Origin of the sequence: Nonomuraea aridisoli, assembly GCF_003236395.1 — a bacterium.
Lineage (GTDB): Bacteria > Actinomycetota > Actinomycetes > Streptosporangiales > Streptosporangiaceae > Nonomuraea > Nonomuraea aridisoli.
This window is the reverse complement of sequence record NZ_POUD01000036.1, coordinates 24,137-46,902: the sequence shown is the minus strand read 5'-3', so window position 1 is coordinate 46,902 and position 22,766 is coordinate 24,137. Positions and strand designations below refer to the sequence as shown.

Annotated in this window: 22 protein-coding genes and 1 pseudogene; 11 read left to right on the top strand and 12 right to left on the bottom strand. The window is 70.6% G+C overall.

Features of this window, described 5'->3' with window-relative positions:
• Positions 1–326: 326 nt before the first annotated feature.
• The gene (locus C1J01_RS11800) at positions 327–638 is read left to right on the top strand and encodes an antibiotic biosynthesis monooxygenase family protein (RefSeq protein WP_111178978.1); all 312 of its coding nucleotides are present in this window, start codon (positions 327–329) and stop codon (positions 636–638) included.
• A 22-nt stretch (positions 639–660) separates the two neighbouring features.
• On the opposite strand, the gene C1J01_RS11795 is transcribed toward C1J01_RS11800, so the two are convergent.
• The 3 genes from C1J01_RS11795 to C1J01_RS11785 are packed head-to-tail and all read right to left on the bottom strand — an operon-like array spanning position 661 to position 3,332.
• Positions 661–1,068, bottom strand: coding sequence for a hypothetical protein (locus tag C1J01_RS11795; RefSeq protein ID WP_111178977.1), 408 nt, complete (start codon positions 1,066–1,068; stop codon positions 661–663).
• A gap of 3 nt (positions 1,069–1,071) precedes the next feature.
• On the bottom strand, positions 1,072–2,019 hold the full coding sequence (locus C1J01_RS11790) for a ribonucleotide-diphosphate reductase subunit beta (RefSeq protein WP_111178976.1): 948 nt from the start codon (positions 2,017–2,019) through the stop codon (positions 1,072–1,074).
• A complete protein-coding gene (locus C1J01_RS11785) occupies positions 2,016–3,332 on the bottom strand; it encodes an MFS transporter (RefSeq protein WP_181448703.1) in 1,317 nt (438 codons plus the stop codon). The genes C1J01_RS11790 and C1J01_RS11785 overlap by 4 nt, the downstream gene beginning before the upstream one ends.
• Positions 3,333–3,490: 158 nt before the next feature.
• On the opposite strand from C1J01_RS11785, the gene C1J01_RS11780 reads away from it, so the two are divergent.
• The 3 genes from C1J01_RS11780 (at position 3,491) to C1J01_RS11770 (ending at position 5,627) form a co-directional block, all read left to right on the top strand.
• Positions 3,491–4,003, top strand: coding sequence for a VOC family protein (locus C1J01_RS11780; RefSeq protein ID WP_181448702.1), 513 nt, complete (start codon positions 3,491–3,493; stop codon positions 4,001–4,003).
• 92 nt (positions 4,004–4,095) lie between these two features.
• Complete coding sequence (locus C1J01_RS11775) at positions 4,096–4,503, top strand: Zn-ribbon domain-containing OB-fold protein (RefSeq protein ID WP_111178973.1); 408 nt, start codon at positions 4,096–4,098, stop codon at positions 4,501–4,503.
• Complete coding sequence (locus C1J01_RS11770) at positions 4,500–5,627, top strand: thiolase C-terminal domain-containing protein (RefSeq protein ID WP_111178972.1); 1,128 nt, start codon at positions 4,500–4,502, stop codon at positions 5,625–5,627. The genes C1J01_RS11775 and C1J01_RS11770 overlap by 4 nt, the downstream gene beginning before the upstream one ends.
• Positions 5,628–5,719: 92 nt before the next feature.
• Here C1J01_RS11770 and C1J01_RS11765 read toward each other — a convergent pair whose 3' ends face one another.
• Genes C1J01_RS11765 through C1J01_RS11755 form a run of 3 tightly spaced genes read right to left on the bottom strand, consistent with a single transcriptional unit; the run spans position 5,720 to position 9,555 of the window.
• Entirely contained in the window at positions 5,720–6,262 is a 543-nt protein-coding gene (locus C1J01_RS11765; RefSeq protein ID WP_268958652.1) for an enolase C-terminal domain-like protein, read from the bottom strand.
• A gap of 42 nt (positions 6,263–6,304) precedes the next feature.
• A complete protein-coding gene (locus C1J01_RS11760) occupies positions 6,305–8,392 on the bottom strand; it encodes an acetate--CoA ligase family protein (RefSeq protein WP_111178970.1) in 2,088 nt (695 codons plus the stop codon).
• Positions 8,393–8,400: 8 nt separating this feature from the next.
• Positions 8,401–9,555 (bottom strand): acyl-CoA dehydrogenase family protein, encoded by a 1,155-nt coding sequence (locus C1J01_RS11755; protein WP_111178969.1) that lies wholly within the window; start codon positions 9,553–9,555, stop codon positions 8,401–8,403.
• Positions 9,556–9,662: 107 nt separating this feature from the next.
• On the opposite strand from C1J01_RS11755, the gene C1J01_RS11750 reads away from it, so the two are divergent.
• Positions 9,663–10,274, top strand: coding sequence for a TetR/AcrR family transcriptional regulator (locus C1J01_RS11750; protein ID WP_111178968.1), 612 nt, complete (start codon positions 9,663–9,665; stop codon positions 10,272–10,274).
• A 44-nt stretch (positions 10,275–10,318) separates the two neighbouring features.
• Here the strand turns inward: C1J01_RS11750 and C1J01_RS11745 are convergent, their stop codons facing one another.
• Both C1J01_RS11745 and C1J01_RS11740 read right to left on the bottom strand, forming a co-directional pair.
• A complete protein-coding gene (locus C1J01_RS11745) occupies positions 10,319–11,137 on the bottom strand; it encodes a MaoC/PaaZ C-terminal domain-containing protein (RefSeq protein WP_111178967.1) in 819 nt (272 codons plus the stop codon).
• Position 11,138: 1 nt separating this feature from the next.
• Positions 11,139–12,038: an SDR family oxidoreductase gene (locus C1J01_RS11740; protein ID WP_111178966.1), complete on the bottom strand. Its 900-nt coding sequence runs from the start codon at positions 12,036–12,038 to the stop codon at positions 11,139–11,141.
• A 74-nt stretch (positions 12,039–12,112) separates the two neighbouring features.
• Between C1J01_RS11740 and C1J01_RS11735 the strand changes: the two genes are divergently transcribed.
• Genes C1J01_RS11735 through C1J01_RS11725 form a run of 3 tightly spaced genes read left to right on the top strand, consistent with a single transcriptional unit; the run spans position 12,113 to position 15,163 of the window.
• Positions 12,113–13,552: an MFS transporter gene (locus tag C1J01_RS11735; RefSeq protein WP_111178965.1), complete on the top strand. Its 1,440-nt coding sequence runs from the start codon at positions 12,113–12,115 to the stop codon at positions 13,550–13,552.
• 13 nt (positions 13,553–13,565) lie between these two features.
• Positions 13,566–13,994 carry an acyl-CoA thioesterase gene (locus tag C1J01_RS11730; protein ID WP_111178964.1) on the top strand — a complete coding sequence of 143 codons (429 nt, stop codon included), beginning with the start codon at positions 13,566–13,568 and terminating at the stop codon, positions 13,992–13,994.
• A 5-nt stretch (positions 13,995–13,999) separates the two neighbouring features.
• Complete coding sequence (locus C1J01_RS11725) at positions 14,000–15,163, top strand: MFS transporter (RefSeq protein ID WP_111178963.1); 1,164 nt, start codon at positions 14,000–14,002, stop codon at positions 15,161–15,163.
• Here the strand turns inward: C1J01_RS11725 and C1J01_RS11720 are convergent.
• The 4 genes and pseudogenes from C1J01_RS11720 to C1J01_RS11705 form a co-directional block, all read right to left on the bottom strand.
• Complete coding sequence (locus tag C1J01_RS11720) at positions 15,149–16,666, bottom strand: glycoside hydrolase family 13 protein (RefSeq protein WP_111178962.1); 1,518 nt, start codon at positions 16,664–16,666, stop codon at positions 15,149–15,151. The two genes, C1J01_RS11725 and C1J01_RS11720, sit on opposite strands and share 15 nt — an antisense overlap.
• A 24-nt stretch (positions 16,667–16,690) precedes the next feature.
• Positions 16,691–17,065 (bottom strand): annotated as a pseudogene (locus C1J01_RS11715) (globin); the annotation flags it as partial.
• Between the two features lie 46 nt (positions 17,066–17,111).
• Positions 17,112–17,975 carry a mechanosensitive ion channel family protein gene (locus tag C1J01_RS11710; RefSeq protein ID WP_181448701.1) on the bottom strand — a complete coding sequence of 288 codons (864 nt, stop codon included), beginning with the start codon at positions 17,973–17,975 and terminating at the stop codon, positions 17,112–17,114.
• Between the two features lie 583 nt (positions 17,976–18,558).
• A complete protein-coding gene (locus C1J01_RS11705) occupies positions 18,559–18,843 on the bottom strand; it encodes a hypothetical protein (protein WP_111178959.1) in 285 nt (94 codons plus the stop codon).
• Between the two features lie 274 nt (positions 18,844–19,117).
• On the opposite strand from C1J01_RS11705, the gene C1J01_RS11700 reads away from it, so the two are divergent.
• The 3 genes from C1J01_RS11700 (at position 19,118) to C1J01_RS11690 (ending at position 22,715) form a co-directional block, all read left to right on the top strand.
• Positions 19,118–20,671, top strand: coding sequence for an NsdA family TPR-like regulatory protein (locus C1J01_RS11700; RefSeq protein WP_111178958.1), 1,554 nt, complete (start codon positions 19,118–19,120; stop codon positions 20,669–20,671).
• Positions 20,668–21,156, top strand: a complete 489-nt coding sequence (locus C1J01_RS11695) for a GNAT family N-acetyltransferase (protein ID WP_111178957.1) — start codon at positions 20,668–20,670, stop codon at positions 21,154–21,156. The genes C1J01_RS11700 and C1J01_RS11695 overlap by 4 nt, the downstream gene beginning before the upstream one ends.
• Positions 21,157–21,419: 263 nt before the next feature.
• Complete coding sequence (locus C1J01_RS11690; protein ID WP_111178956.1) at positions 21,420–22,715, top strand: DMT family transporter; 1,296 nt, start codon at positions 21,420–21,422, stop codon at positions 22,713–22,715.
• Positions 22,716–22,766 lie beyond the last annotated feature (51 nt).

Genomic DNA, 22,766 nt, shown 5'->3' with positions numbered 1-22,766 from the left:
GTGTGATGAGGGTGCTGGCGGGTTTCAGCTGGCTGTACTGACCGCAGCGTTGTAACCACCTGGCGGCCGGGCCGACCAGGTCACCAGGCGGCTTGATCCATCGGCAAGCCTCCGATGTGGTGAAGGTCCTTTGGTCCCGACGCGGGTGGTCGGTGTCGTGGCCTCGACGGGGGGCGGCGCTATGGAGCCGGTTGGCTGTGGGGGCGGCTGGTTCGCTGTGTCTGGAGCGAGGCGGTGGTGCTTGCCGTTCGGGGGCTCGGCTTTACCGGTGAGCGAATGGCACGCAGACTTGGCTGGCGAAGTGAGGGCGGGCGAAAGGACGGGCGTTGATCCTCAGGATCTGGTCGGCGCGGGCCACCGAGGCCGGAGCCGGTGACTACCACAGGTACTTCGAGACCACGCTGCTCCCGGAGTTGCGCAAGCTCCCAGGGTTCCGCAGCGGTCACCTGCTGGCGCGGCAGGACGGAGACGTCGTCGCCCTGACCACTCACACGTTCTGGGACTCCGAGGACGCCGTCCGCGTTTTCGCCGGTGACGATCTGACCAAGGCCGTCGTGGAGCCGGAGGCCCGAGCGTTCCTTCTGCACATGGACACCGAAGTGACGCACTGGAACGTCCTGACCGAAACCCGAGCGTGAAGGGCGGGCGGCGCACCGACGTTCAGGTGGTCCGGATGCGGGAGAGGGCGGCCAGGGATTCGACGAAGAAGTAGATGACGCGGAAGAACGCCAGCACGTCTCCCCGTTCCAGCCGCAGTTGCCGGTACATCACCACCCGCCCGGGGTCGGCGCCCTCGCGCAGCTCACGCCAGGTGGTCTCGCCGGCGGCCAGCACGTAGTCGGCCGCGCCCGGGTCGGAGGTGATCTCCGCCTCGGCGCACTTGCCGTCCTTCCAGGTGAGCAGCAGATACTCACCGGTTTCCCGCACGCCGAGCGCCCACGTGGCGGTGTAGCCGGCGCGGGCGCGGTCGATCCAGTTCCAGTACGTCGGCAGCTTGCCCTCGCGCTCGGGACCGGCGTCCACGGCGGCCCGGGCGGCTTCGGCCCATTCCGGGGTGAAGAAACGCATGGGTCAGCCTCCGGCCAGCTCGGGTTCGATGCGGGAGACCATCTCGCGGATGTCGGGCGGGATCGCGATGCCGACGTCCGTGAGCTTCATGTGGAGCTGGCGGATCATGAGCCGCCTGACCTCCTCCGGCGTCCAGCCGAGCGACTCCAGCGCGAGCCGGCGGCTGGCGGCGCCGTTGATGGCGAGGATGGTCCGCAGCGTCTCGTGGATCTGCAGCAGCAGCCGCGGGTCCTCCTGCACGGAGTCGCGCAGGAACCGCATGCCGAACTGCACGTGCCGGGCCTCGTCGCGGCACGTGGCGGTGAACCCGGTGTAGTAACCGGGCAGGAACCCCCGCTCCCGGCAGTACGTCAGCGTGATCTTCATGACCGACAGCGCCAGCACGCCCTCGATCCACAGGAAGTACGTGGTCCCGTACCGCACCCGGGCGGCCGGGTCCTCCGGGTCCTTGCGCAGTTCGTCGGCCTGGTAGGCGAGCAGCCCGAACGGCCCCACGAACGTCTCCGACACGTGCTCGAACGACGCGTCCAGCACGTCCTGGACGGAGTCGCCCGGCATGCCGACCACTTCGCGGTAGAAGCGGTCGAAGAACACGGTGTGGCGGGCCTCGTCCTCGATCTGGCTGGACATGTAGATCTTGGACTCCTCGGAGCCGCCCAGCATGAACACCGGCAGCTCCACCTCCACCTGCCGCTCCCCGTGGTGGAAGCCGGCGGAGATGCCCACGAAGGCGTCGCGCTCCTCCTGTGTCATGCGCTCGCGCCAGTCGGCGACGTCCTGGGAGAAGTCGAGCTCGTAGACGTCCCAGCGCTGGCGCAGGTAACGCTTGTACAGCTCGGTGTAGCCGGGCAGGCGCTTGAGGTCGCGGTGCACGTACGCGAGCACGTCGTCGATGTCGAGGTCGCGGATGCCGCGCAGGTCGGATTCGGCGACGTCGGTCAGCTCGGTCATGAGTCCGCCTCTCCGAGGGCAACGGGTGCGGGGGTGCGGGCGGAGCGCCGCCAGGGCCCATTGAACATCACGATCGCGGGGATGAACAGGACGAGACATCCCAGGGCCACGAAGAGCCAGGTCTGCCAGTTGGTGGCCTCGACCACGTGCGGGATGACGAGCAGTCCGATCACGGCGATGCCCTTGCTGAGGAACCCGAACAGCCCCCACGCGGTCCCCTGCAGGCGCGGGTCGGCGTCCTCGGCGTCCTCGGAGTAGTTGGCCATCCAGGGGGCGTACGCGACGCCGAGTGAGCCGCCGAGCAGCGCGCCGGTCACCATCAGCGTGCCGGTCGAGACGCCTTCCTGGCCGAGCTCGACGGCGAGGTAGGCGGTGACGAGGACGGCCGCGACCGTGCCGCCGAGGGAGAACGGCTTGCGCAGCTGCGTTCGGTCGGACAGCCGCCCGGTCACGATCAGGGTGATGAGGTTGAGGCTCCAGAACGCCGCCATGATCGTCGAAGCCTCCGCGCTGCTCACACCGAGCGCCCCGACCAGCATGGTCTGCCCGAACAGCGACAGCGTCACGTAGAGGACCAGCCACAGGGAGATGCCGACGACGTGGGCCCAGATGTTCGGCCGGCTGAACAGGGAGCGCAGGCGCGGTGGCGCCGACAGGTCCACGACCCGGGTGGCGGCCCGCTCGGTGTGCTGGATCCTCGCGCGCAGCTCGGGCGACAGGTCGGCGATGTTGAACGCGATGACGATCGAGATGACCAGCGAGAAGCAGCCCATGATGACGAACTGCGAGCGCCAGGAGTCGTCGAACATCGGCAGGGTCCAGCCGGCGACGGCCGCGGCCAGGAAGTTCGCGCCGACGGGGCCCCAGGTCCAGAAGCCGAACGCCTGGGCACGTCCCAGGCGGGGGGAGAAGTCGCGGATCAGCGGCGCGGTGCTCGCCATCGCGACGCCGTCCACGAACGCCAGCAGGATCCGGACGAGCAGCAGGTCGCGCGGGGTGTGCACGAGGGTCATGACGAAGCAGAGCACCGCCGTCAGGGCCATGAGCGGGATGAGCAGGCGGACGCGGCCGAGCCGGTCGGTGAGGCGGCCGCCGAGGATGGAGGCGATCGCGCCGGCCACCGCCGCCAGGCCCGACACGGTGCCGTACGTGGCGAGCGACATGTCGAGGTCGTCGAGCAGCAGGGGTACGACGGGTGCGATCTGCCCCTCGTAGGAGCCGATGAGGATGGCCAGCACGGCCATGGTGAGGATCTTCATCCGGCGTGCGCCGGTCGGGTATTCGTCGAGTTCGCGGACGTAGGACAGCCTCATGGCCAGCCTTTCTTTCTCGACCCCCGTAGTCGTTCTAGAAGCTAGCTCTAGAAGTGCCTTCTTGGATGCTGCTCCTCGCATGGGGCTCCGTCAAGGGTGAGCGAGGCGGCTGCGGCTAGAATGAAATTCTAGGATTGCCGAGAGTGAGGAGCCCCCGCGTGGACCTGGAACTGGACGGTCTCGAGGTGTCCTTCGACCACACGGCTGTGGCCGCGCCGCGAATCAGGGATCTGCTGCCGATCTACCGCGATCTGCTCGGCGGCCGGCACCTGGGCGGAGGCGGCGACAACCGGATCGCCGGTTACCGTACGCTCCAGCTGACCTACGCCAACGGCGGCAAGGTCGAGCTGATGGAGCCGCTGGCCGGATCGACGTTCTTCGACAGCTTCTTCGAGCTCACCAGGGGCCGGGGCGGCGTCCACCACCTGAACTTCCACGTCGACGACCTGGGCGCCGCCGTGGAACGCCTCACCGCCCGCGGCTACCGCCTGCACGGGCTCAACCGGTCGGACCCGCGGTGGCAGGAGGTGTTCCTGCACCCGAAGGAGGCGCACGGCGTCCTGATCCAGCTCGCCCAGCCCGGCTTCCGTGGCGCCGACGAGCCCCGCCCGTCCCTGGAGGAGGTCCTCGCCGGCCGAGGCCGCAACGGCAACGGCGTCCCCAGCCCCTGATCGGTCCCCGCGAGGGGCCGAGCGAGGCTCTTGAGCGGGGGCAGAAGCTAGATCTAGAGTGTGATTCTAGAAACCATGAATTGGGGAGGCCGATGAAGCCGGCACCTAAGCCCACGCCCGAGACCCAGCCGTTCTGGGACGGCACGGCCGCGGGAGAGCTGAGGATCCAGCGCTGCCTGTCGTGCGAGCGGCACTACTTCTACCCGCGGCCGAACTGTCCCCGCTGCGGCGGCGACCAGGTCGAGTGGGTCCGCGCCAGCGGCCGCGCGACCCTGTACTCCTACGTCATCAACCACCGCCCCGCCCCCGGCTTCGAGGACGAGGCCCCGTACGCGATCGCGGTCGTGGAGCTGGAGGAGGGCGTGCGGATGATGACGAACATCGTGGGCGTGGCGAACGTCCCCGAGAACCTGCCGCTGGACATGGAGCTGCGGGTGGTGTTCGAGCAGCGCGGCGACGTCCACGTGCCGCTCTTCGAGCCGGCGGGAGGCGCCCGATGACCGTGGTGATCGCGGGGGCGGCCGAGACCGACGAGGTCGGCAAGCTGCCCCACCACTCCACGCTGCAGCTGCACCTGGAGGCCGCCAGGAACGCCCTGGCCGACGCCGGCATGACCATCCACGACATCGACGGCGTCGCCACGGTCGGCACCCCCGGCCCGATCCAGATCGCCCACGCCCTCGGGATCACGCCCGCCTGGCTGGACGGCACGGGCGTGGGAGGCTCGTCGTTCCTGTTCCACGTCCGGCACGCCGCCGCCGCCATCCGCGCCGGGCTGTGCCGTACGGTGCTCATCACCCACGGCGAGTCGGGACGCTCCCGCGTCGGCGCCGGCCGCTACGGCATGGGCCCCGATTCGATCCTCGGCCAGTTCGAGCTGCCGTACGGCGTGGTGGGGCCGCCGACGTCGTTCACGATCACGGCGCTGCGCTACATGAAGGAGACCGGCCTCACGCACGAGCAGCTCGCCGAGGTCGCGGTGGCGCAGCGGCGGTGGGCCAACCGCAACCCCCGGGCCATGTTCCAGGACCTCATCACGGTGGACGACGTGCTCGCCTCGCGCATGGTCGCCTACCCGTTCCACCTGCTGGAGTGCTGCCTGGTGACGGACGGCGGCGGCGCGCTCATCGTGACCACAGAAGAGCGCGCCCGCCGTGCGCCGGTCTACCTGCTCGGCTCCGGCGAGTCGGCCGAGGCGCCGATGATCTCCCAGATGGAGGACTTCACCACCTCGAAGGCGTTCCGGCTGTCGGGCGAGGCGGCGTTCGCCGAGGCCAAGATCGGCCACGACGACGTCGACCACCTCATGATCTACGACGCCTTCGCCCACGTGCCGATCTACGGCCTGGAGGACCTGGGCTTCGTCGGCCGCGGCGAGGCCGGGGCGTTCATCGCCGAGGGCCACACGTCGCCGGGCGGACGCCTCCCGCTCAACACCAACGGCGGCGGCCTGTCCTACACCCACACCGGCATGTACGGCATGTTCGCCATCCAGGAGTCGGTGCGGCAGCTGCGCGGCGAGGCGGCGGCGCAGGTGCCCGGCGTGGAGATCAGCGTGGTGCTCGGCAACGGCGGCATGTTCGCCTCCGCCGCCACCCTGGTCCTCGCCAACCGCCTGCCGTAGCAGAGCCGACCGCCTGCCACAGCAGGTCCGACCGCCTGCCGTAGCGGGTCCGACCGCCTGCCACAGCAGTGCCGACCGTCTGCCGTAGCGGGTCAGAGCGGCAGCAGGCTCCGGATCTCGGCGCGCAGCCGCGCACCGGTTCCGGAGCCGGCCGGGAAGCGTACGCGGCCCTGCGGGTCGATCGACACGCCTTCTGCGGGGTCGTCGTCGAGCAGCAGGGCGGCGTCGACGTCGAGGTGGTCCGCCCACGCGGCCGGCTGGGTCGTGGCCGAGATGCCCACGCTCGACTCGGGCATGCAGCCGAGCATGACCGACAACCCCGCCTCGCGCGCCGCCCGCGCCGCCGCCGCGGCCGGGCTGAGCCCGCCGAGCTTCGGCAGCTTGACGTTGACGCCGTCGAAGCCGTCGCGGCAGCGGGGCACGTCCGCGACGGAATTGACCGACTCGTCGGCGATGACCGGGAACGCCGCCCGCTCCCGCACGGCGGGCATCTCCCGCCACATGGCGACGGGCAGGGGCTGCTCCAGCAGCGCCACGCCGAGCTCCGCCATGACGTCGAGGCTCGCCGGCAGATCGTCGGGCCGCCACGCGCCGTTGCCGTCCACGTAGAAGGGGGCGTCCGTCTCGGCGCGCAGCAGTCTGAGGACGTCGAGGTACTATCTCGACGTCAAGATATATCAGGAGGTCCAGGTCACCAGTGCGTCGAGGGCCTCGACCTGGGAGCCGGTGACGAGGAGGGGGTTGATCTCCAGGGACTCCAGGCGGTCGCCCAGCGTCTCGGCGAGGAAGGTCACCCGGGCCACGACGTCGGCCACCGCGTCCAGGTCCGCGGGCTCGCCGCCCCGGACCCCGTTCAGCAGGGCCGCGCCACGCAGCTCCGACAGCGCCGTACGGACCTCGGCGGCGTCCACCGGCAGCACCCGCAGCGCCGTGTCGCGCAGCACCTCCACCCAGACCCCGCCGAGCCCCACGGCCAGCGTCAGGCCCCAGGCGGGGTCCCGGACGATCCCGACGAGCAGCTCGATCCCGCCGCCGCGCTGCGGCTGGACGAGCACCCCTTCCATCGCGGGCACCGCCGCGGCCAGCGCACGGTACGCCTGCCGCACGTCCTCGTCCCCGCCGAGCCCGAGCCGGACGCCGCCGATGTCGCTCTTGTGCCCGAGCCCCTCGGCGGCGACCTTGAGCACGACCGGGTGGCCGAAGCGGCCGGCCGCCGCCACCGCCGCGTCCTCGTCCCGTACGAGCTCGGACGGCACCACCGGCAGGCCCGCAGAGGCGAGCAGCGCGGCGGCGCGGTGCTCGGCCCACACCCCCCGCGCGTCCGGCGGAACCGCGGTGGGGGAGGCCGGCGCGGGAGCGGGACGGGACAGCACCCGCGCCCGCGTCCGCGACCACCGCGCGGCCGCCCCGATGGCGTGCATGCCGTGCTCGATCCCGCCCGCGATGTACGGATAGCCGGTCTCCTGCTGCACCCGCCGCCCGAACGCGGTGACGTCCGTCAGCACGTTGCTCACCACGACCACCGGCACCGGCGAGGCGGCGATCCGCTGCGCGCTGGCCGTGTACAGGGCGAACGTGGGGGCGGGGTCGGCGGGCTCCACCCGGGGCGGCTCCGACAGCAGCATGACGACGTCGATCCCCGGATCGGCGGTCACCACCTCCAGCGCCCGGCCGAGCAGGGTGCGGTCGATGAGGACGTACCCGGTGACGTCGAGCGGGTTCTGCACCGTCCCGAACGCCGGGACGATCTCCTTCAGCCGCTCCACCGTCTCCGGCGCGAACGGCGGCAGCTCCAGCCCCTCGTCCTCGGCCCGGTCCGCGATGATCTCCGCCGCCCCGCCGGACGGCGTGACCACGCCGATCCGCCGCCCCCGCAGCGGCCCCGTCGAGGCCAGCAGCCCGGCCGTGATGATGAGGTCCTCCAGCGACCGCACCCTGATCACGCCGAGCCCGCGCAGCGCGGCGTCGATGACGTCGTCGTCGCCCACGAGCGCCCCGGTGTGGGCCTGCGCGGTGTGCGAGGCCAGCTTGCTGCGCCCGATCTTGAGCGCCACGATCGGCTTGCCCGCCTCCAGGGCGCGGCGGGCGACGCGGGAGAACTCGGCCGGATTCCTGATCGACTCCAGGAAGAGCGCGATGACCTTGGTGGCGGGGTCGTCCACGAGGTAGTCGACGACGTCGGTGACGCTGACGACGGTCTCGTTGCCCATGGAGGTGAGCAGGCTGACGCCGAGGTTGCGGGCCTGCGCGAAGGCCAGCACCGAGCTGGCCAGGGCGCCGCTCTGCAACACCACGCCGACCGCGCCGCGCAGCAGCGGCTTCGGGATGGGCAGCCCGTACGGGGTGACGCCGGCGGCGGCGTTGATGTAGCCGTTGCCGTTCGGCCCGAGGACCGCCAGCCCGTGCTCGGCGGCGAAGGCGGCGATCTCCGCCTCCATCCGGGCGCCCTCCTCGCCGGACTCCCCGAACCCGGCGGTCAGCACCACGTACGAGCGGATGCCCAGCTTGGCGCCGTCGCGCAGCACGTCGAGCACGGCCGCCGTGGGCACCATGACGTACGCCAGGTCCACCGGCTCCGGGATCTCCGCCAGGCTCCGGTAGGCGGGCGAGCCGTGCACCGTGCCGCCGCGCGGGTTCACCAGATGGACGGGGCCGGGGAACCCGTGCTCGCGCAGGTTGGCCAGCGTGCTGACCGACCACCCCGACTTGTCCGTGGCCCCGACCAGGGCGATCGAACGCGGATTGAACAGCTCGGCGACGGACATGGCGCTCACTACTCCCCGATGAGGCCGAGCCTGGCGTGCCCCTTGATCAGATTGCGGGCGATGGTGCGACGCTGGATCTCGTCGGTGCCCTCGAAGATGCGCAGCAGGCGCAGTTCGCGATACCAGCGCTCGATGGGCAGTTCCTTCGTGTAGCCCATACCCCCGTGGATCTGCAGGACCCGGTCGACGACCTGGTTGGCCATGACGGCGCCGTTCAGCTTGGCGATGGAGGAGGCGTGGCGGGCGTCCATGCCCTGCCCGACCCGCCAGGCCGCGTACAGCGTGAGCCACTTGGCGGCCTCGATCTCCACCTGCGAGTCGGCGATCATCCACTGGATGGCCTGGTACTCGGAGATGGTCTGGCCCATGGACTTGCGGATCTTGGCGTAGTCGATGGCCATCTGGAGCATGCGCTCGGCCGAGCCGATGGCGCGCGCCGGGATCATGTAGCGGCCCTGGCCGATCCACTGCATGGCCAGCTCGAAGCCCTTGCCGAGCTCGCCCAGGATGTTCTCCTCGGGCACGCGCACGTCCTGGAACACCAGCGAGGCCGGGCCCCACTGGCCCATGGTCGGGATCGGCTCGGACTTCCAGCCCATGTCCCGGTCCACCAGGAAGCACGTCACGCCGTGCTCCTCGGCCAGGGCGAAGACCATGACGAAGTCGGCCTCGTTGCCGCCCGTGATGAACGTCTTCTCGCCGTTGATGATCCACTCGTTGCCGTCGCGGGTGGCGCGGGTGCGGATGTTGCGGGCGTCGGAGCCCGCGCCCGGCTCGGTGATGGCGAAGCAGGAGCGCCGCTCGCCCTCGATGGTCGGGATCAGGTAGCGCTGCTTCTGCTCCTCGGTGCCGGCGTAGAGGATGTTGTCGGCGCTGCCGCCGAACGAGAACGGCACGAACGTCCGGCCGATCTCCATGGCGATGATCGCCGACATGATCGGTCCGAGCGCCGCGCCGCCGTACTCCTCGGGGGTGTTGATGCCCCAGAAGCCCGACTTCCTGGCCTTGGTGCGCAGCTCCTGCAGCACGTCCGGGGCCAGCCCGGGGCGGCCTTCGCGCTCGTTGCGCAGCACCTCCGGCTCCAGCGGCATGACCTCCTTCTCGATGAAGGACCGGACGGTGTCGCGGATCTGCCGTTCCTCGGGGGTGAGCGAGAAGTCCACAGCCGCCTCCTGAGTATTTCTAGAATCGACCTCTAGGAAAACAGTCTTACTGTTACGGGCTTGTGTCAAGAATCAGATTCTAGAATTCGGCGCGCTACGATGGCCGCATGGCACGCAAGTCCTCGTGGGAGTGGAGCCGTACGGCCCAGACGCGTAAGAGCATGCTGCAGGCCGCTCGCGAGGTCTTCAGCGAGCACGGCTTCGCCGACTCCAACGTCTCCGAGGTGGTCGCCCGCGCCGGCTCCAGCGTCGGCAGCCTCTACCACCACTTCGGCGGCAAGACCGAGCTGTTCCTCGCCCTCTACGAGGACCACCAGGCCGCCCACGAGCAGGCCGCGGCCTCCAGCGTGGCCAAGGCCAAGAAGGACGGCGTCAGCGACCCGGTCGAGCTGCTGATCGCGGGCGCCCGCGCCTACCTGGCCGGCGCCTGGGAGCGGCGCGACCTGGTCAGGCTCTTCATCGACGGCGACGGCCCGCCCGGCTTCGAGCTGCTGCGCCGTACGCGGGGGCGCGAGTGGGTGCGCCAGAACGCCGTGCTGCTGGGCGCCGGGGGAGACCCGCTCGACCGGTTCACCGTGGCGGTGCTGACCAGCATCATCGGCGAGGCGGCGCGCGAGGTGGCCACCTCCGACACCGAGGAGGAGGCCCGGGAGATCATCGAGGCGACCATGACGCTGATCCACCGCCTCGACCCCCTCAGGCCCCTCCACGAGACCTGACGGGCGCTCGCGCCGACCGGTCGGCGCAAGCGCCGCGCCACCGGTCAGGCGATGACCGCGCGGCCGCGGTCGAGCACCACCGTCCCGTCGTCCTTCGCGGTACGGAACAGCACGTCCGTCCCGTCCACCCAGATCGACACCGTCAGCGACTCGCCGGGGAACACCGGGCTGCTGAACCGTCCCGACATCGCCTTGAACCGCGCCGGGTCCGACCCGGCCACCGCGTGCAGCAGCGCCCGCCCGGTCACCCCGTACGTGCAGAGCCCGTGCAGGATCGGGCGGTCGAAGCCGGCCCGGGCGGCGAACTCGGGGTCGCTGTGCAGCGGGTTGTAGTCGCCGGACAGGCGGTAGATCAGCGCCTGCTCAGGGAGCGTCGAGTACGTGACCTTGTGGTCGGGCGCCCGGTCGGGCGCCGCCCAGTCGTCGCGCGGCCCGCGCTCGCCGCCGAAGCCGCCCTCGCCCCGGATGAACACCGAGCTGCGCGAGGAGATGACCGGCTCGCCCGTCTCCGGGTCCACCGCCGTGGCCTCGGTGGTGACCAGCGCGCCCGAGCCCTTGTCGTAGATGCCGGTGACCTTCGAGGTCGTCCGCACGGAGCCCGCGGGCGGCAGCTCCCGGTGCAGCTCGAAGCCCTGCTCGGCGTGGACCAGCATGGCCGGGTCGAAGTCGCCGAAGCGCCGCCCCCGCGCCTGCGCGGCCAGCACGGCGAACGTCGGCAGCACCCGCTGCCCCTTCTCCGTCGTGAACTCCAGCTCGGAGGTGCCGGCGCCGACGCCGAGCGCGTACAGCATGGTGTCCTTGGCCGTCCAGGAGCGCTCCTGCGGCTCGCCCTCGAGGCCGATCACGGAGTGGTCGAGCGGCATGTCAGTCCTCCCGTCCGGGGATGCGGCCGTTGGTCAGCGCGTTCGGCGCGGCCTTCTCGACCAGGGCGGGGATGACCGAGCCCAGCTCGGCCGGGTCCCACCGCTCGCCCTTGTCGACGCCCGGACCGGCGTGCCAGCCCTCGGCCACGCTGATCATGCCGCCGCGCACGTTGAACACCCGGCCGGTGATGCCGCGGGCCTCGGCGCCGGCCAGCCAGACGACCAGCGGAGCGATGTCGTCGGGGTCGGCGCCCTTGGCGCCCTTGGGCATGAGGTTCTCGGTCATGCGGGTGAGCGCGGCGGGGGCGATGGCGTTCACGGTGACGCCGTAACGCTCCAGCTCCCTGGCCGCGATGACGGTCAGGCCGGCGATGCCCGCCTTGGCGGCGCCGTAGTTGCCCTGCCCCGGGTTACCGTAGATGCCGGAGGACGAGGTCGTGTTGATGATCCTGGCATCCACCCGCTCGCCCGCCTTCGCCTTGGCCCGCCAGTAGGCCGCGGCATGGCGCAACGGTGCGAACGTGCCCCTCAGGTGCACCCTGATGACGGCGTCCCACTCGTCGGCCGTCATGTTGACGAGCATCCGGTCGCGCAGGATGCCCGCGTTGTTGACCAGCACGTCGAGGGTGCCGAAGTGCTCGATGGCGGCCTTGACCATCCGTTCGGCGCCGTCGAAGTCGGAGACGTCCTCGCCGTTGACGATGGCCTGGCCGCCCATGGCCTCGATCTCGGCCACCACCTCGGCCGCCGCTCCAGACGAGCCGGTGCCGTCGACCTCCGCGCCCAGGTCGTTCACCACCACCTTCGCGCCCTGCCGCGCGAACTCCAGCGCGTGTCCCCGTCCGATGCCCCTGGCCGCACCTGTGACGATCACCACGCGGCCTTCGACGATTCCGCTCATCCGACACCTCGATCCTTGACCGGCTGACGTGTGAATTAGATTCTAGTATTAAAATCTAGAAAGGACAGGCCCACTTGCCGGCGACGACGAGCACCACCACCCCGATCGGTTACGCCTGGCGCACCTTGTCGGTCGTGAGCCTGGCCAGCGTGCTGACCGGGCTCGGCGGCAGCGCCATCAACGTCGCGCTCCCGGAGATCGCCCGGCACACCGGCGCCGACGCCACGGCCGCAGGGTGGATCCTGCTGGGCTTCCAGTTGACCACGACCGTCCTCATGGTGGTATTCGGGCGGCTGGCGGATTTGTTCGGCCGGCGCAGGATGTACCTCGTCGGGCTGGCCACGTACACCGTCGCCGCCCTGCTCGCGGGGCTCGCGCCGAACGCGTGGGTGATCGTCGCCATGCGGGTGGTGCAGGCGGCCGGCGCCGCCATGCTGCTCACCAACAGCGCCGCCCTGGTCAGCGACGCCTTCCCGCGCGAACGGCTCGGCGAGGGCATGGGCGTGTACGTCGCCTCGTTCTCGATCGCCGGGCTCATCGGGCCGACGCTCGGCGGCGTGCTGGCCGAGAGCCTCGGCTGGCGCTGGGTGTTCTGGTTCAACGTGCCGATCGGCGTGATCTGCCTCGTCTGGGGCGCCATCGTGCTGCGCAAGCCGGCTCCCGGGCCGCGCGAGGGCGGGCTCGACGCGCCCGGCAGCGCGCTCGTCCTGCTCACCCTGGGCGGGCTGCTGGTCGCGCTGTCGGAGTTCACCCGGCTCGGCTGGGGACACCCGCTCGTGCTCGGGGGACTGGCCGCCTTCGTCGTGGGCCTGCCGCTGTTCGTGATCAGGGAGGCGCGGGCGGCCCACCCGGTCGTGGACATGAGCCTGTTCCGCGAGCGGGCCTTCGCCTTCGGCACGCTGGCGTCGTTCCTCAACGCCGTGGCCCGCATGGGCATGGTCTTCCTGGTTGCGCTCTACTTCCAGGCCGTCAAGGGGGACGACCCCGTCCAGGCCGGGCTGAAGGTGCTGCCGCTCGCGATCGCCGCCATGATCGCGTCGGTGGTCTCCGGTTTCCTGCAGCGCCTGATGAGCGCGCGCACCCTCGCCGTGGCCGGGGCCGCGACGACCACGTGCGGGCTGGTGGTCATGCTGTCGGTGATGTCCGCCGACATCCCGTATCCGGCGGTGGCCGCCGGGCTCGTGCTCATCGGCCTCGGATCGGGGGTGTTCCTGCCGTCCAACACCACCGCGATCCTCGACGGGCTGCCGTCCAACCGGCTCGGCATCGTCAACGCCATGCGCCTGATGGTGCAGAACACCGGCAACGTCGTGGGCACCGGCCTGGTCCTGTCGATCATCACCGCGCCGCTGCCCGCCGCGCTGCACGAGGAGGTCTTCGCCGGCACCCTCTCCCAGTTGTCCGGCGGCGCGGTCGAGCAGCTCGTCACCGGCTACCAGTGGGCGCTCGGCTCCATGGCCGCCATCTCCGTGCTCACCGTGCTCGCCTGCCTGGCCCGGCGCAAAGCCGCCTGACACAGACGATACGGTGGCGGACGTGGTTGAACGCACCCCGGCAGAACGGCACATCTATCCGCGTACGGTGAGATTCGCCGACGTCGACTCCCAGGGCCACGTGAACAACGTGCGCTTCCTCGACTACCTCGAGGACGCCCGCTTCGGCATGTTCAGCATCGATCCGTACGTCGCGGGCGACGAGCCGTTCAAGGGCCTCGTCGTGACCCGGCACGAGATCGACTACCGCCGCCCGCTCGGCTTCCGCGCCGAGCCCGTGCGGGTCGAGACCTGGGTGACCGAGATCAGGCCGGTGCGCTTCACCCTGCGGTACGAGATCCGCGACGACGACACGGTGTACGTCACGGCGATGTCCGTCATCGCCGCCTACGACGTCGAGCGGGCCGCCCCGCGCAGGCTGACCGAGAGCGAGCTGACCTACCTCAAGCGCTACCAGGTCTGACCTGCATGAAGCGCTGGTGGATGCTGGCGCTGGGCGTCAACGCACATGCCGGCGTCACCCTGGGCCTGTTCGGCCTGCCCCTGGTCATGCCCGAGATCGAGCGGCACTTCGGGGTGCCGCTGGCGGTGGCCGGCGTGATCGCCAACGCCCCCGCCCTCGGCATCCTGGCCGCCCTCGTCGCCTGGGGCGCGCTGGCCGACCGGCACGGCGAGCGGCTCGTGCTCGGCGCCGGCGTGGGCCTGGCGGGCCTGCTGCTGGCGGGCGTCGCCTTCGTCGAGCGGGCCTGGGCGGTGATCGCGTTACTCGCGCTGGCGGGCGCGGCGGGCTCGGCCGCGATGGTCGGCGGCGGGCGGATCGTGCTGCGCTGGTTCGAGCCGCCCGAGCGCGGCGTCGCCATGGGCGTGCGCCAGGTCTCGTTCACCCTCGGCATGGCGATCGGCGCCTTCGTCCTGCCGCCCGTCGCCCGCGCGTACGGGCTGAGCGGCGTGCTGCTCGTGTGCGCCGGCGTGAGCCTGGTGGCCGCCGTGCTGGCCGGGATCTTCCTGGCCGAGCCGCCGCGCCCGATCGCCGCGTCCGGCCCGTTGGAGGCCGGCTCGCCGTACCGGCAGCCGGCGTTGTGGCGGGTGCACGCCACCAGCGCCCTGCACGCCGTGCCCCAGGTCATCGTCAGCACGTACGGCGTGACCTGCCTGGTCCGCCTGTACGGCTGGGACGTCGTGGCCGCCGGCCAGCTGTTCGGCGCGGCGGCCATCGGCGGGGCCGTGGTGCGCGTCGCCGCCGGCCGCTGGTCCGACCGCTCGGGCCTGCGCATGCGGCCCCTGCTCCTGCTCACCCTGGCCAGCCTGGCCGTGCTCGCGTTATTGGTGGCCGGCACCCTCACCCGCACCACGCTCGGCGCGGCCATGCTGGCCGTGGCCTCCGTGATGACCGTGGCCGGCAACGGGCTCGCCTACCTCAGGGCGGGCGAGCTGGCCGGGCCCGCGTGGGCGGGCCGGGTGCTCGGCACCCACAACACCGTGCAGAACGTCGTCTCCCTCGTCGTCACGCCGCTGGCCGGCGTGCTGATCACCGGCAGCGGCTACGGGGCGGCGTTCGCGGCCGGGCTGGCCTGCGCGCTGATCTCCCTGCCGGTGATCCCGTTCCGGGGGGAGCGGTCAGCCGGTCTGTGAGTCGCGCTCCAGCCACACCGCCGTGTCGGGCGGCAGCAGGCCCCTGCGCAGCGGGCCGCTCGCGAGCAGCACGTTGTCGTGCCCGGGCAGCGGGACGGTGTGCGTGCCGCAGTTGATCGCGCAGATCAGCGGCCCGCGGGTGAAGAAAAGCACACCCTCGGGAGAATCCAGCCACTCCACGGTGTAAGGAATCTTTCCTTGCAGGTCACGACGGATCGCCAGGGCCCGGCGGTAGAACTCCAGCGTCGAGTCGGCGTCGCCCTCCTGCTTCTCCACGCTCAGCTCCGCGAACGTCGCCGGCTGCGGCAGCCACGGCTCCACCCCGCCCGGCGAGAACCCGTGGGAGGGCGGATCGACCGTCCACGGGATCGGCACCCGGCACCCGTCGCGCCCCGGCAGCTTGCCCTCCGACTGGAAGAACACCGGGTCCTGCCGTGCGTGCGCCGGAAGGTCGGTCACCTCCGGCAGCCCCAGCTCCTCTCCCTGGTACAGGTACGCCGACCCGGGCAGCGCCAGCATCGTCAGCAGCGCCGCCCTGGCCCGCGCCAGGCCCGTGCCGGGATCGGCCGTCTCGTAGCGGGTGCGGTGGCGCACGACGTCGTGGTTGGACAGCACCCACGTCGCGAACGGCACCGTGGACAGCGTGTCGTCGATCACCTTCTTGAACGCCGTCGGCGACCACGGAGCCTCCAGCCAGGCGAAGTTGAAGCTCTGGTGCAGCTCGTCGGGCCGCACGTAACGGGCGAGGTCCTCGGGACTGTCGGTCCACACCTCGCCCACCGCCATCCGCTCGCCCGGATAGGAGTCGAGCAGCCGCCGCCAGTCGCGGTAGACGCCGTGCACCTCCGGCTGCCCCCACACCGGCGAGGACGTCGTGAACGACTGGTCGCCGACGTCGGGCAGGCCCTCCGCCTTGTACAGGCCCATCGCCACGTCGATGCGGAAACCGTCGACGCCCCGCTCCAGCCAGAACCGCAGGACGTCGAGGAACTCGGCGTGCACCTCCGGGTTGCGCCAGTTGAAGTCGGGCTGCCCGGGGGCGAACAGGTGCAGGTAGTACTGGCCGTCCTCGACCTGCGTCCAGGCCGGTCCGCCGAAGGTGGACTGCCAGTTGTTGGGCCGGTCGCGGAAGACGTACCGGTCACGGCCCTCGCCCCGCAGGGCCGCCTGGAACCAGGGATGCTCCGAGGAGCTGTGGTTGGGGACGATGTCGACCAGCACCCGCAGGCCCAGCCCGTGCGCGTCGGCGACGAGCGCCTCGAAGTCGGCCAGCGTGCCGAACAGCGGGTCGACGCCGCGGTAGTCGGCCACGTCGTAGCCGCCGTCGGCCATGGGGGAGGGGTAGAACGGGGTCAGCCAGATGGCGTCGACCCCCAGGTCACGGAGGTAGGGCAGGCGCTCGCGCACCCCGGGCAGATCGCCGACGCCGTCACCCGACGCGTCGGCGAAGCTGCGAACGTAGATCTCGTAGACGACCGCGTCACGCCACCAGGGGATACTCATGAGGCGTGTCATGCCCCGTTATGTAGGTGAGTTCACCAGACTGTGCGCCGCGTAGACCAGATAGTCCCAGAGCCTGGTCTCCTGCTCCTCGGGCAGATCGAGCGAGTCGACCGCGTCGCGCATGTGGCGCAGCCAGGCGTCGCGCTCGGCCTCGCCGATCACGAACGGCACGTGCCGCATGCGCAGCCGGGGGTGGCCGCGCTGCTCGCTGTAGGTCTTCGGACCGCCCCAGTACTGGATCAGGAAGCCCCGGAGCCGCTCCTCGGCGCCGGTCAGGTCGGCCTCCGGGTAGAGGGGGCGCAGCAGCGGGTCTTCCGCGACCCCCTCGTAGAAGCGGTGCACCAGGCGCCGGAAGGTCTCCTCGCCGCCGACGGCGTCGTAGAAGGAGGTGTCTGTCACGTTCCTTAGACTATGGTGTGCCGCGAGCAGCGGCACACCACAGGTATCAGGCGAGGGCGGCCATGGGGATGTCGGCGTCGTCGAGGGCCGTCTTGACCCTGAGCCGCAGCTCCCTCGCGACCTCGGCCTGCGCGGCGGGCACCGTCTTGGCGGAGATGCGGAAGACCAGCGAGCTGTCGGAGAGCTGCTCGACCCCGAACACCTGCGGAGCCTCCACGATCTTGGACTCGCGGAACTCGCCGTCGGCCCAGATCTCCTCGGCCACGTTCTCCAGCACCGCCCGCACGCTCACCAGGTCGGCGTCGTACGGCACAGGCACGTCCATGTAGGCCCGCGACCAGCCCTGCGACTCGTTGCCGACCCGGGTGATCGTGCCGTTGCGCACGTACCAGACGCGGCCGTCGATGTCGCGCAGCCGGGTGATGCGCAGGGTCACCGCCTCGACCGTGCCGACCGCGGGGCCGACGTCGATCACGTCGCCGACGCCGTACTGGTCCTCCAGCAGCATGAACATGCCCGCGATGAAGTCCTTGACCAGCTCCTGGGCGCCGAAGCCGACGGCCACGCCGAGGATGCCGACGCTGGTCAGCAGGGGCGCGATCGGGACCGTCAGCCGGTCGAGCACGGTCAGCACCGCGGTGCCGAGGATGACGACCGAGGCGATGCTCCTGAGCACCGACCCCATCGTCTCGGCACGCTGACGCCGCCGCTCGTGCAGCAGCGCGTCGACGCCGCTGGTCGTGACGCCCTTGCGGAACCTGCTCGTGAGCGAGCCCCCCATGGCCGCGCGGTTGACCACTTTGGTGATGACACGGTGCGCGACCTTGCGGAGCACGAACGCGAGGATCAGGATCAGCACGATGGTGATCGCGGTGGCCGCCAGTCCTGCCCACGGTGCGTTGTTGAACATCCCGGCCAGCGTAGAGCACAGGACCGTGTCTCCTTGGCAGACATCGGCGACCTGCTGCGTCACGTCAGATAGGTCCGGGAAGCCCGTGGGCGTCGTCGTGGGGGATGGCGACGGTGTCACCAGCACGTGGTGGATCCTCCTCCGGAAGCGGTTCGGTCGACTGTTTGGACCGATTCGATCCAAAAATACAGGCGACCGAACCGCCCGCCGTCACATCACGCCGGGGAAGACGGGGACGCCGGCTCTCTGGGCCGCGGAGGGAGAGAGGCGGCGCCCCGATGACGGACGGCTCGGAACGGGACACACACCCGGAAGCATGTCCCGTGCCGGTTCCGTGAGGGATCGGGATCCCCCGAACACCCGCCCGGCGTGCCGGGCGAGTGGCTTGGAGTCCGTACGGCGCACCGGCGCCGTACGGAGGTCTGGAGAAGGGTGCGGGGAGAGGGCGCCGGCCGGAACCGGCGGAGTGACCAGGGCCACGCCATGCGCGAGACCCTCCGCACCGGCCACTCCGCCGGCTCCTTCGAGCCGCCGCGGGTGCGGTGAGCCGTGGTGGCTGCGCTCCACCCGGTTCACCACGTCGTCACTCCCCCACGGCGGCGAGCACGCGGGCGACCTTCGTCGCCGCACCGGCCGGGTCGTCGGCCGTGTGCATCCGCTCGCCCCAGGACCAGCAGTACCACCAGTCAGGGATTCCGGACGCGTCGGCCGGCCGGCAGGTGACGTTCTCGGACAGGCTTGTCGCGTTCGGATTGATGACCCGAACGAAGGTGCGTCCGCTCTGCGTCTGGACCACACGTGCGAGCAACCCTCGGGCGCCGAGCTCGGACACGAGACGCTCCAGAGGTTCGAAGTTGTCGTCCCCCACCGTTCGTCCTCCCTCAGGAATCGTTGCTGGTGCGCCAAAGATGTCTCAAGTCAAGGGCGGGCGCAACGAGGGCCCCAAGCTCACAGGCTGTCGCTTCTCACTCATGGGATGTAAGAAACAGTCCCGCGGAGGACGATCCTTAACCGTAAAGTGAGTCGTGGCGTTTCCAAGGCGTCCTCATTGCTTCATCATCATGGGTAGGCGCACAGCAACCCGGGGGCTACGCTGAGTCACCAGTTGCGGACCGGTCGAGACATGCGTGAGAGGGGCCGGGATGTCCGGCAGACAGCACAGGGAGACGGAGATCGCCCGGCGGATCCGAGCCAAGGGCCTCGCCGCCCAGCGGACGTCGGCTCAGATCGCCGACGAGATCCATGAGGCATGCTCCGCCCATTTCAGCACGACCCGCATCAAGGCACACCGCCTTGCCCACGGCATCGCCCTGGCAGACGTGATCGAACAGGTGCGAGCCCTGTTCGAACGCGACTCCAAGCCGATGCCGGGCATCGGCGAGACCCTGCTCTCGGCGTACGAGAGCGGGCTCAAGCGCCCGGGTCCCGAATACCTGCACTACCTGTGCACCGTCTACCGGGTCGAGCCCGCCGCGCTCGGCTACGACGGCCCGTGCATCTGCGGCAACAGCCACCGTGCGACGCCGGCGCTCGCCGAGCAGGTGGCCGAGCGGCCGCCGCTGCCCGCCGAGCGCGAGCAGCTCCACCAGTCGGTGGACAGCGTGCCCGACACCGAGGAGGACGAGAACATCCTCCGCCGCACCCTGTTAAACCTCCTGAGAGCCGACACCGCCGTCTCCCAGCAACTCGACGGGCCGATCCTCGGCGCGTGCGAGGGCATCAGGCGCCGGATGGACGAGACGCTCGTCTCGGCCACCGTCTCGGCGGCGATGCTCGACCAGTGGGAAGAGGCCACGATCAGCTTCGGCCGCCAGTACACGACCACCGCGCCGCTGCGGCTGCTGTGCGACGTGCTGCTGGAGCTGAGCGCCGTACGCACCGCGATGTCCCGCCGCCAGCCCATCGACCTCCAGGAACGCCTGTGCCGGATGGCCGCGCAGCTGTCCGGGCTGAGCGGCATGATCCTGATCAACCTGGGCGACCACCGGCTGGCCCGCTCGTTCTTCCGCACCGGCCGCACCGCCGCCGACGAGACCGGCGACCGCGCGCTGCGCGCCTGGATCTGCGCCCGCGAATCCCTCGTCCCCCTCTACTTCGGTGACGCCCGCGAGGCACTCAACCTGGCGAAGAAGAGCCGTGACCTGGCCGGCTCCACGCCGTGCCCGGCCCAGGCCATGGCGCCGGTCGTCGAGGCCAGGGCCCTTGCCATGTTGTCGGGCGGCGAGAGCAAGAAGGAGGTCGTCGACCAGGCCAAGCGCGCGCTGGCGCGGGCCAGGAGCGCCTTCTCGCACATGAAGACCGAAGACCAGGAAGACGTCGCCTTCGGCTACACGGAGAAGCAGCTCTACTTCTACCAGGGCGACGTCCTCACCAAGCTGGGCCAGACGATCGAGGCGGAGGTGGTGCTCGACCAAGCGCTGACCAAGTACGAAGACCACATCCTCGACCAGACGCTGATCAGGCTCGACCAGGCCCAGTGCCGCCTGATCGACGGCGACGTCAAGGAGGCCGTGGCCATCGGCACTCGGGCGCTGTCGCTGGTCAGCGAGGAACATCTCACCGAGCTGATCGTGCGCCCCGCCATGGCGCTGGAGCAGGCCATCATGGCGCGCGATCCGAATGCCCCAGGACTCGACGCCTACCGGGCCGAGTTGCGCCGGTCGCGGAGGCCGCAACTGAAAGGGGGCGGTGCATGAAGCTGGCGATCAGACGTTATCGCTGGTCGGATCTCGACACCATCCTCGCGCTACACCGGATCTGCCTCGCCGAGGTGGGCCTGGTCCCCGGAGACGGGGTCTACTACGACGACGACTTTCCCCGCATCCAGGAGGTCTACCTCGCCTGCGGCGGCGACTTCCTGGTCGGCGAGGTCGACTCGCGGGTGGTCGCCATGGGCGGCCTGAAACCCGTCGACACCGACACCGCGGAGGTCTGCCGGCTGCGGGTCCACCCCGAGTTCCAGCGCCGTGGCTTCGGCGCGGCCATGCTCGCCGCCCTGGAGCGGCGTGCGGTGGAGCTCGGTTTCAGCTGTGTCAGAGGCGACACCACGCTCAACCAGCAAGCCGCCCTGACCCTGTACGCGCGCCAGGGCTGGCGCGAGCTGTCCAGGCAGCGTGTCGGCGACCTCGTGGTCGTCTACGGAGAAAAACGCCTGATTCCGCCCGCCGTCGTCGAACGGTAGGCATCGACGGCCCCACCTTCCCCCTCCATGGGGCCGCTCCCGGCGTGACGTTCCCGCCGGTCTCTCCCGTCACGGACAGTGACGGCTTTGCGGCTGTGCATCGGAAACCGGTGTGAAAGTCGTGCGCTTTTCCGCGTCGCAGACGGCCGCGGATAAGGAAGTACGAACCCGCGGGTGAGGCTCTTACCACCCGGATGTAGAGGAACATCACCGGCTGCTGGCTGTACATCTCCGGCTGCGAATAGTAGTGCCATGCTTTTCTCATGGCAGTCGTGCCCGCTCCCCGCCCCCTTCTGGGAGCCGTGCTTCTGTTGTTCGTCAGCGCCGCGTGGGGGTCGGCGTTTCCGCTGATGAAGGACCTCATCGACCGTTTGCCGGTGGAGGACCTGCTCGCCGAGCGCTATCTGCTCGCCGCGCTGACGCTGCTGGTCATCAGGCCGCGCTGCCTTCGGGGACTGTCACGCCGGACGTGGATCAACGGAGCCCTGCTCGGGGTGATGTTCGGGGCCGGTCAGACCGGTCAGGCGGTCGCGCTCGACGGCCTGCCGTCGAGCGTGTCGGGGTTCGCCGTCGGGTGCAGCGTGATGTTCACGCCGATCCTGACGCTGGTGCTGTTCAAGGCCAGGGTGCCCCGGCGGATCTGGGCGGGGGTCGTGCTGGCGCTGGCCGGGATGACCTCGTTCACGCTGCTGAGCGGGGTGGAGGAGCACGAGATCTCGGTGCTCGCGCTCGTCGTGACGCTCGGCGCCGCCGTGCTCTACTCCGGGCACACGATCATGCTGGCGCAGTTGTCCAAGCGCTCCGGGGGTTTCCCCGCGTACGCGCTGACCGTGATCCAGCTGTTCACGATCGGGGTGCTCACCGGCGGGGCCGCCGTCCGCGACGGCATCGACCTGCCGGCGAGCCTGCCCGACTGGACGATCCTGGCGCACCTGTCGGTGGTGTCGTGCGCGCTGGGCTTTCTGGCACGTTCCTACGGGCAGGCCCACGTGCCGGCGGTGCCGAGCCAGGTGCTCATGTCGTCGCAGCCCCTGTGGGTGGCGGCGATCGCGATCATCTGGTTCGACGAGCGGCTGGGCATGAGCATGGTGGTGGGCGGCGTGCTGATGGCCGGGGCGATGTTGCTCGCCCTGCCGTCCAGGACGGCCGCGCTGGGCACGGCACGCGAACGCGGGCGGCGCGAGCTGCTCACCGTCGCGGGCCGGGCCGCGAAGGCGCTGGCCGACGTGCGGGTCAAACGCGGCGATTCGCTGCGGCCCGACCGCACACCCGTGCCGTTCATCGTCAAGAGCGCCTGCGTGCACACCGAGACGTGCCCGTGGCACGCCCACGCGCTCAAGGGCGGCACGGAGCCCAGCCTGGAGCGGCTGATCGAGCGTGCCACGCGCATCGTGCACGCGAAGAACCCTCCCTCGCCCGGTTGCTGCCGGTCGGCGGGCCCGCCGGGTCCGGGGTGCTGCCAGTCCGTCACGCTGCTCGGGCGCTGTCTGTGCGACCTGATGGAGGAATCGGAACGGGCCCCCACGACCACCAGGGGGCGGTGGTTTCGCTCCCTATAGGTTAGATGGGCCATTCAAAAGGCAAGGGGTTTTTATCCATTTCCCTCCCAC

What these genes read in the sequence shown, in the direction of transcription:
- C1J01_RS11785 (WP_181448703.1), bottom strand. Translation starts at nt 3,332, where the DNA reads ATGAGGCTGTCCTACGTCCGCGAACTCGACGAATACCCGACCGGCGCA.
- C1J01_RS11695 (WP_111178957.1), top strand. Translation starts at nt 20,668, where the DNA reads ATGAAGCTGGCGATCAGACGTTATCGCTGGTCGGATCTCGACACCATC.
- C1J01_RS11770 (WP_111178972.1), top strand. Translation starts at nt 4,500, where the DNA reads ATGACCGTGGTGATCGCGGGGGCGGCCGAGACCGACGAGGTCGGCAAG.
- C1J01_RS11740 (WP_111178966.1), bottom strand. Translation starts at nt 12,038, where the DNA reads ATGAGCGGAATCGTCGAAGGCCGCGTGGTGATCGTCACAGGTGCGGCC.
- C1J01_RS11700 (WP_111178958.1), top strand. Translation starts at nt 19,118, where the DNA reads ATGTCCGGCAGACAGCACAGGGAGACGGAGATCGCCCGGCGGATCCGA.
- C1J01_RS11725 (WP_111178963.1), top strand. Translation starts at nt 14,000, where the DNA reads ATGAAGCGCTGGTGGATGCTGGCGCTGGGCGTCAACGCACATGCCGGC.
- C1J01_RS11750 (WP_111178968.1), top strand. Translation starts at nt 9,663, where the DNA reads ATGGCACGCAAGTCCTCGTGGGAGTGGAGCCGTACGGCCCAGACGCGT.
- C1J01_RS11710 (WP_181448701.1), bottom strand. Translation starts at nt 17,975, where the DNA reads ATGTTCAACAACGCACCGTGGGCAGGACTGGCGGCCACCGCGATCACC.
- C1J01_RS11795 (WP_111178977.1), bottom strand. Translation starts at nt 1,068, where the DNA reads ATGCGTTTCTTCACCCCGGAATGGGCCGAAGCCGCCCGGGCCGCCGTG.
- C1J01_RS11775 (WP_111178973.1), top strand. Translation starts at nt 4,096, where the DNA reads ATGAAGCCGGCACCTAAGCCCACGCCCGAGACCCAGCCGTTCTGGGAC.
- C1J01_RS11745 (WP_111178967.1), bottom strand. Translation starts at nt 11,137, where the DNA reads ATGCCGCTCGACCACTCCGTGATCGGCCTCGAGGGCGAGCCGCAGGAG.
- C1J01_RS11690 (WP_111178956.1), top strand. Translation starts at nt 21,420, where the DNA reads ATGGCAGTCGTGCCCGCTCCCCGCCCCCTTCTGGGAGCCGTGCTTCTG.
- C1J01_RS11790 (WP_111178976.1), bottom strand. Translation starts at nt 2,019, where the DNA reads ATGACCGAGCTGACCGACGTCGCCGAATCCGACCTGCGCGGCATCCGC.
- C1J01_RS11720 (WP_111178962.1), bottom strand. Translation starts at nt 16,666, where the DNA reads ATGAGTATCCCCTGGTGGCGTGACGCGGTCGTCTACGAGATCTACGTT.
- C1J01_RS11760 (WP_111178970.1), bottom strand. Translation starts at nt 8,392, where the DNA reads ATGTCCGTCGCCGAGCTGTTCAATCCGCGTTCGATCGCCCTGGTCGGG.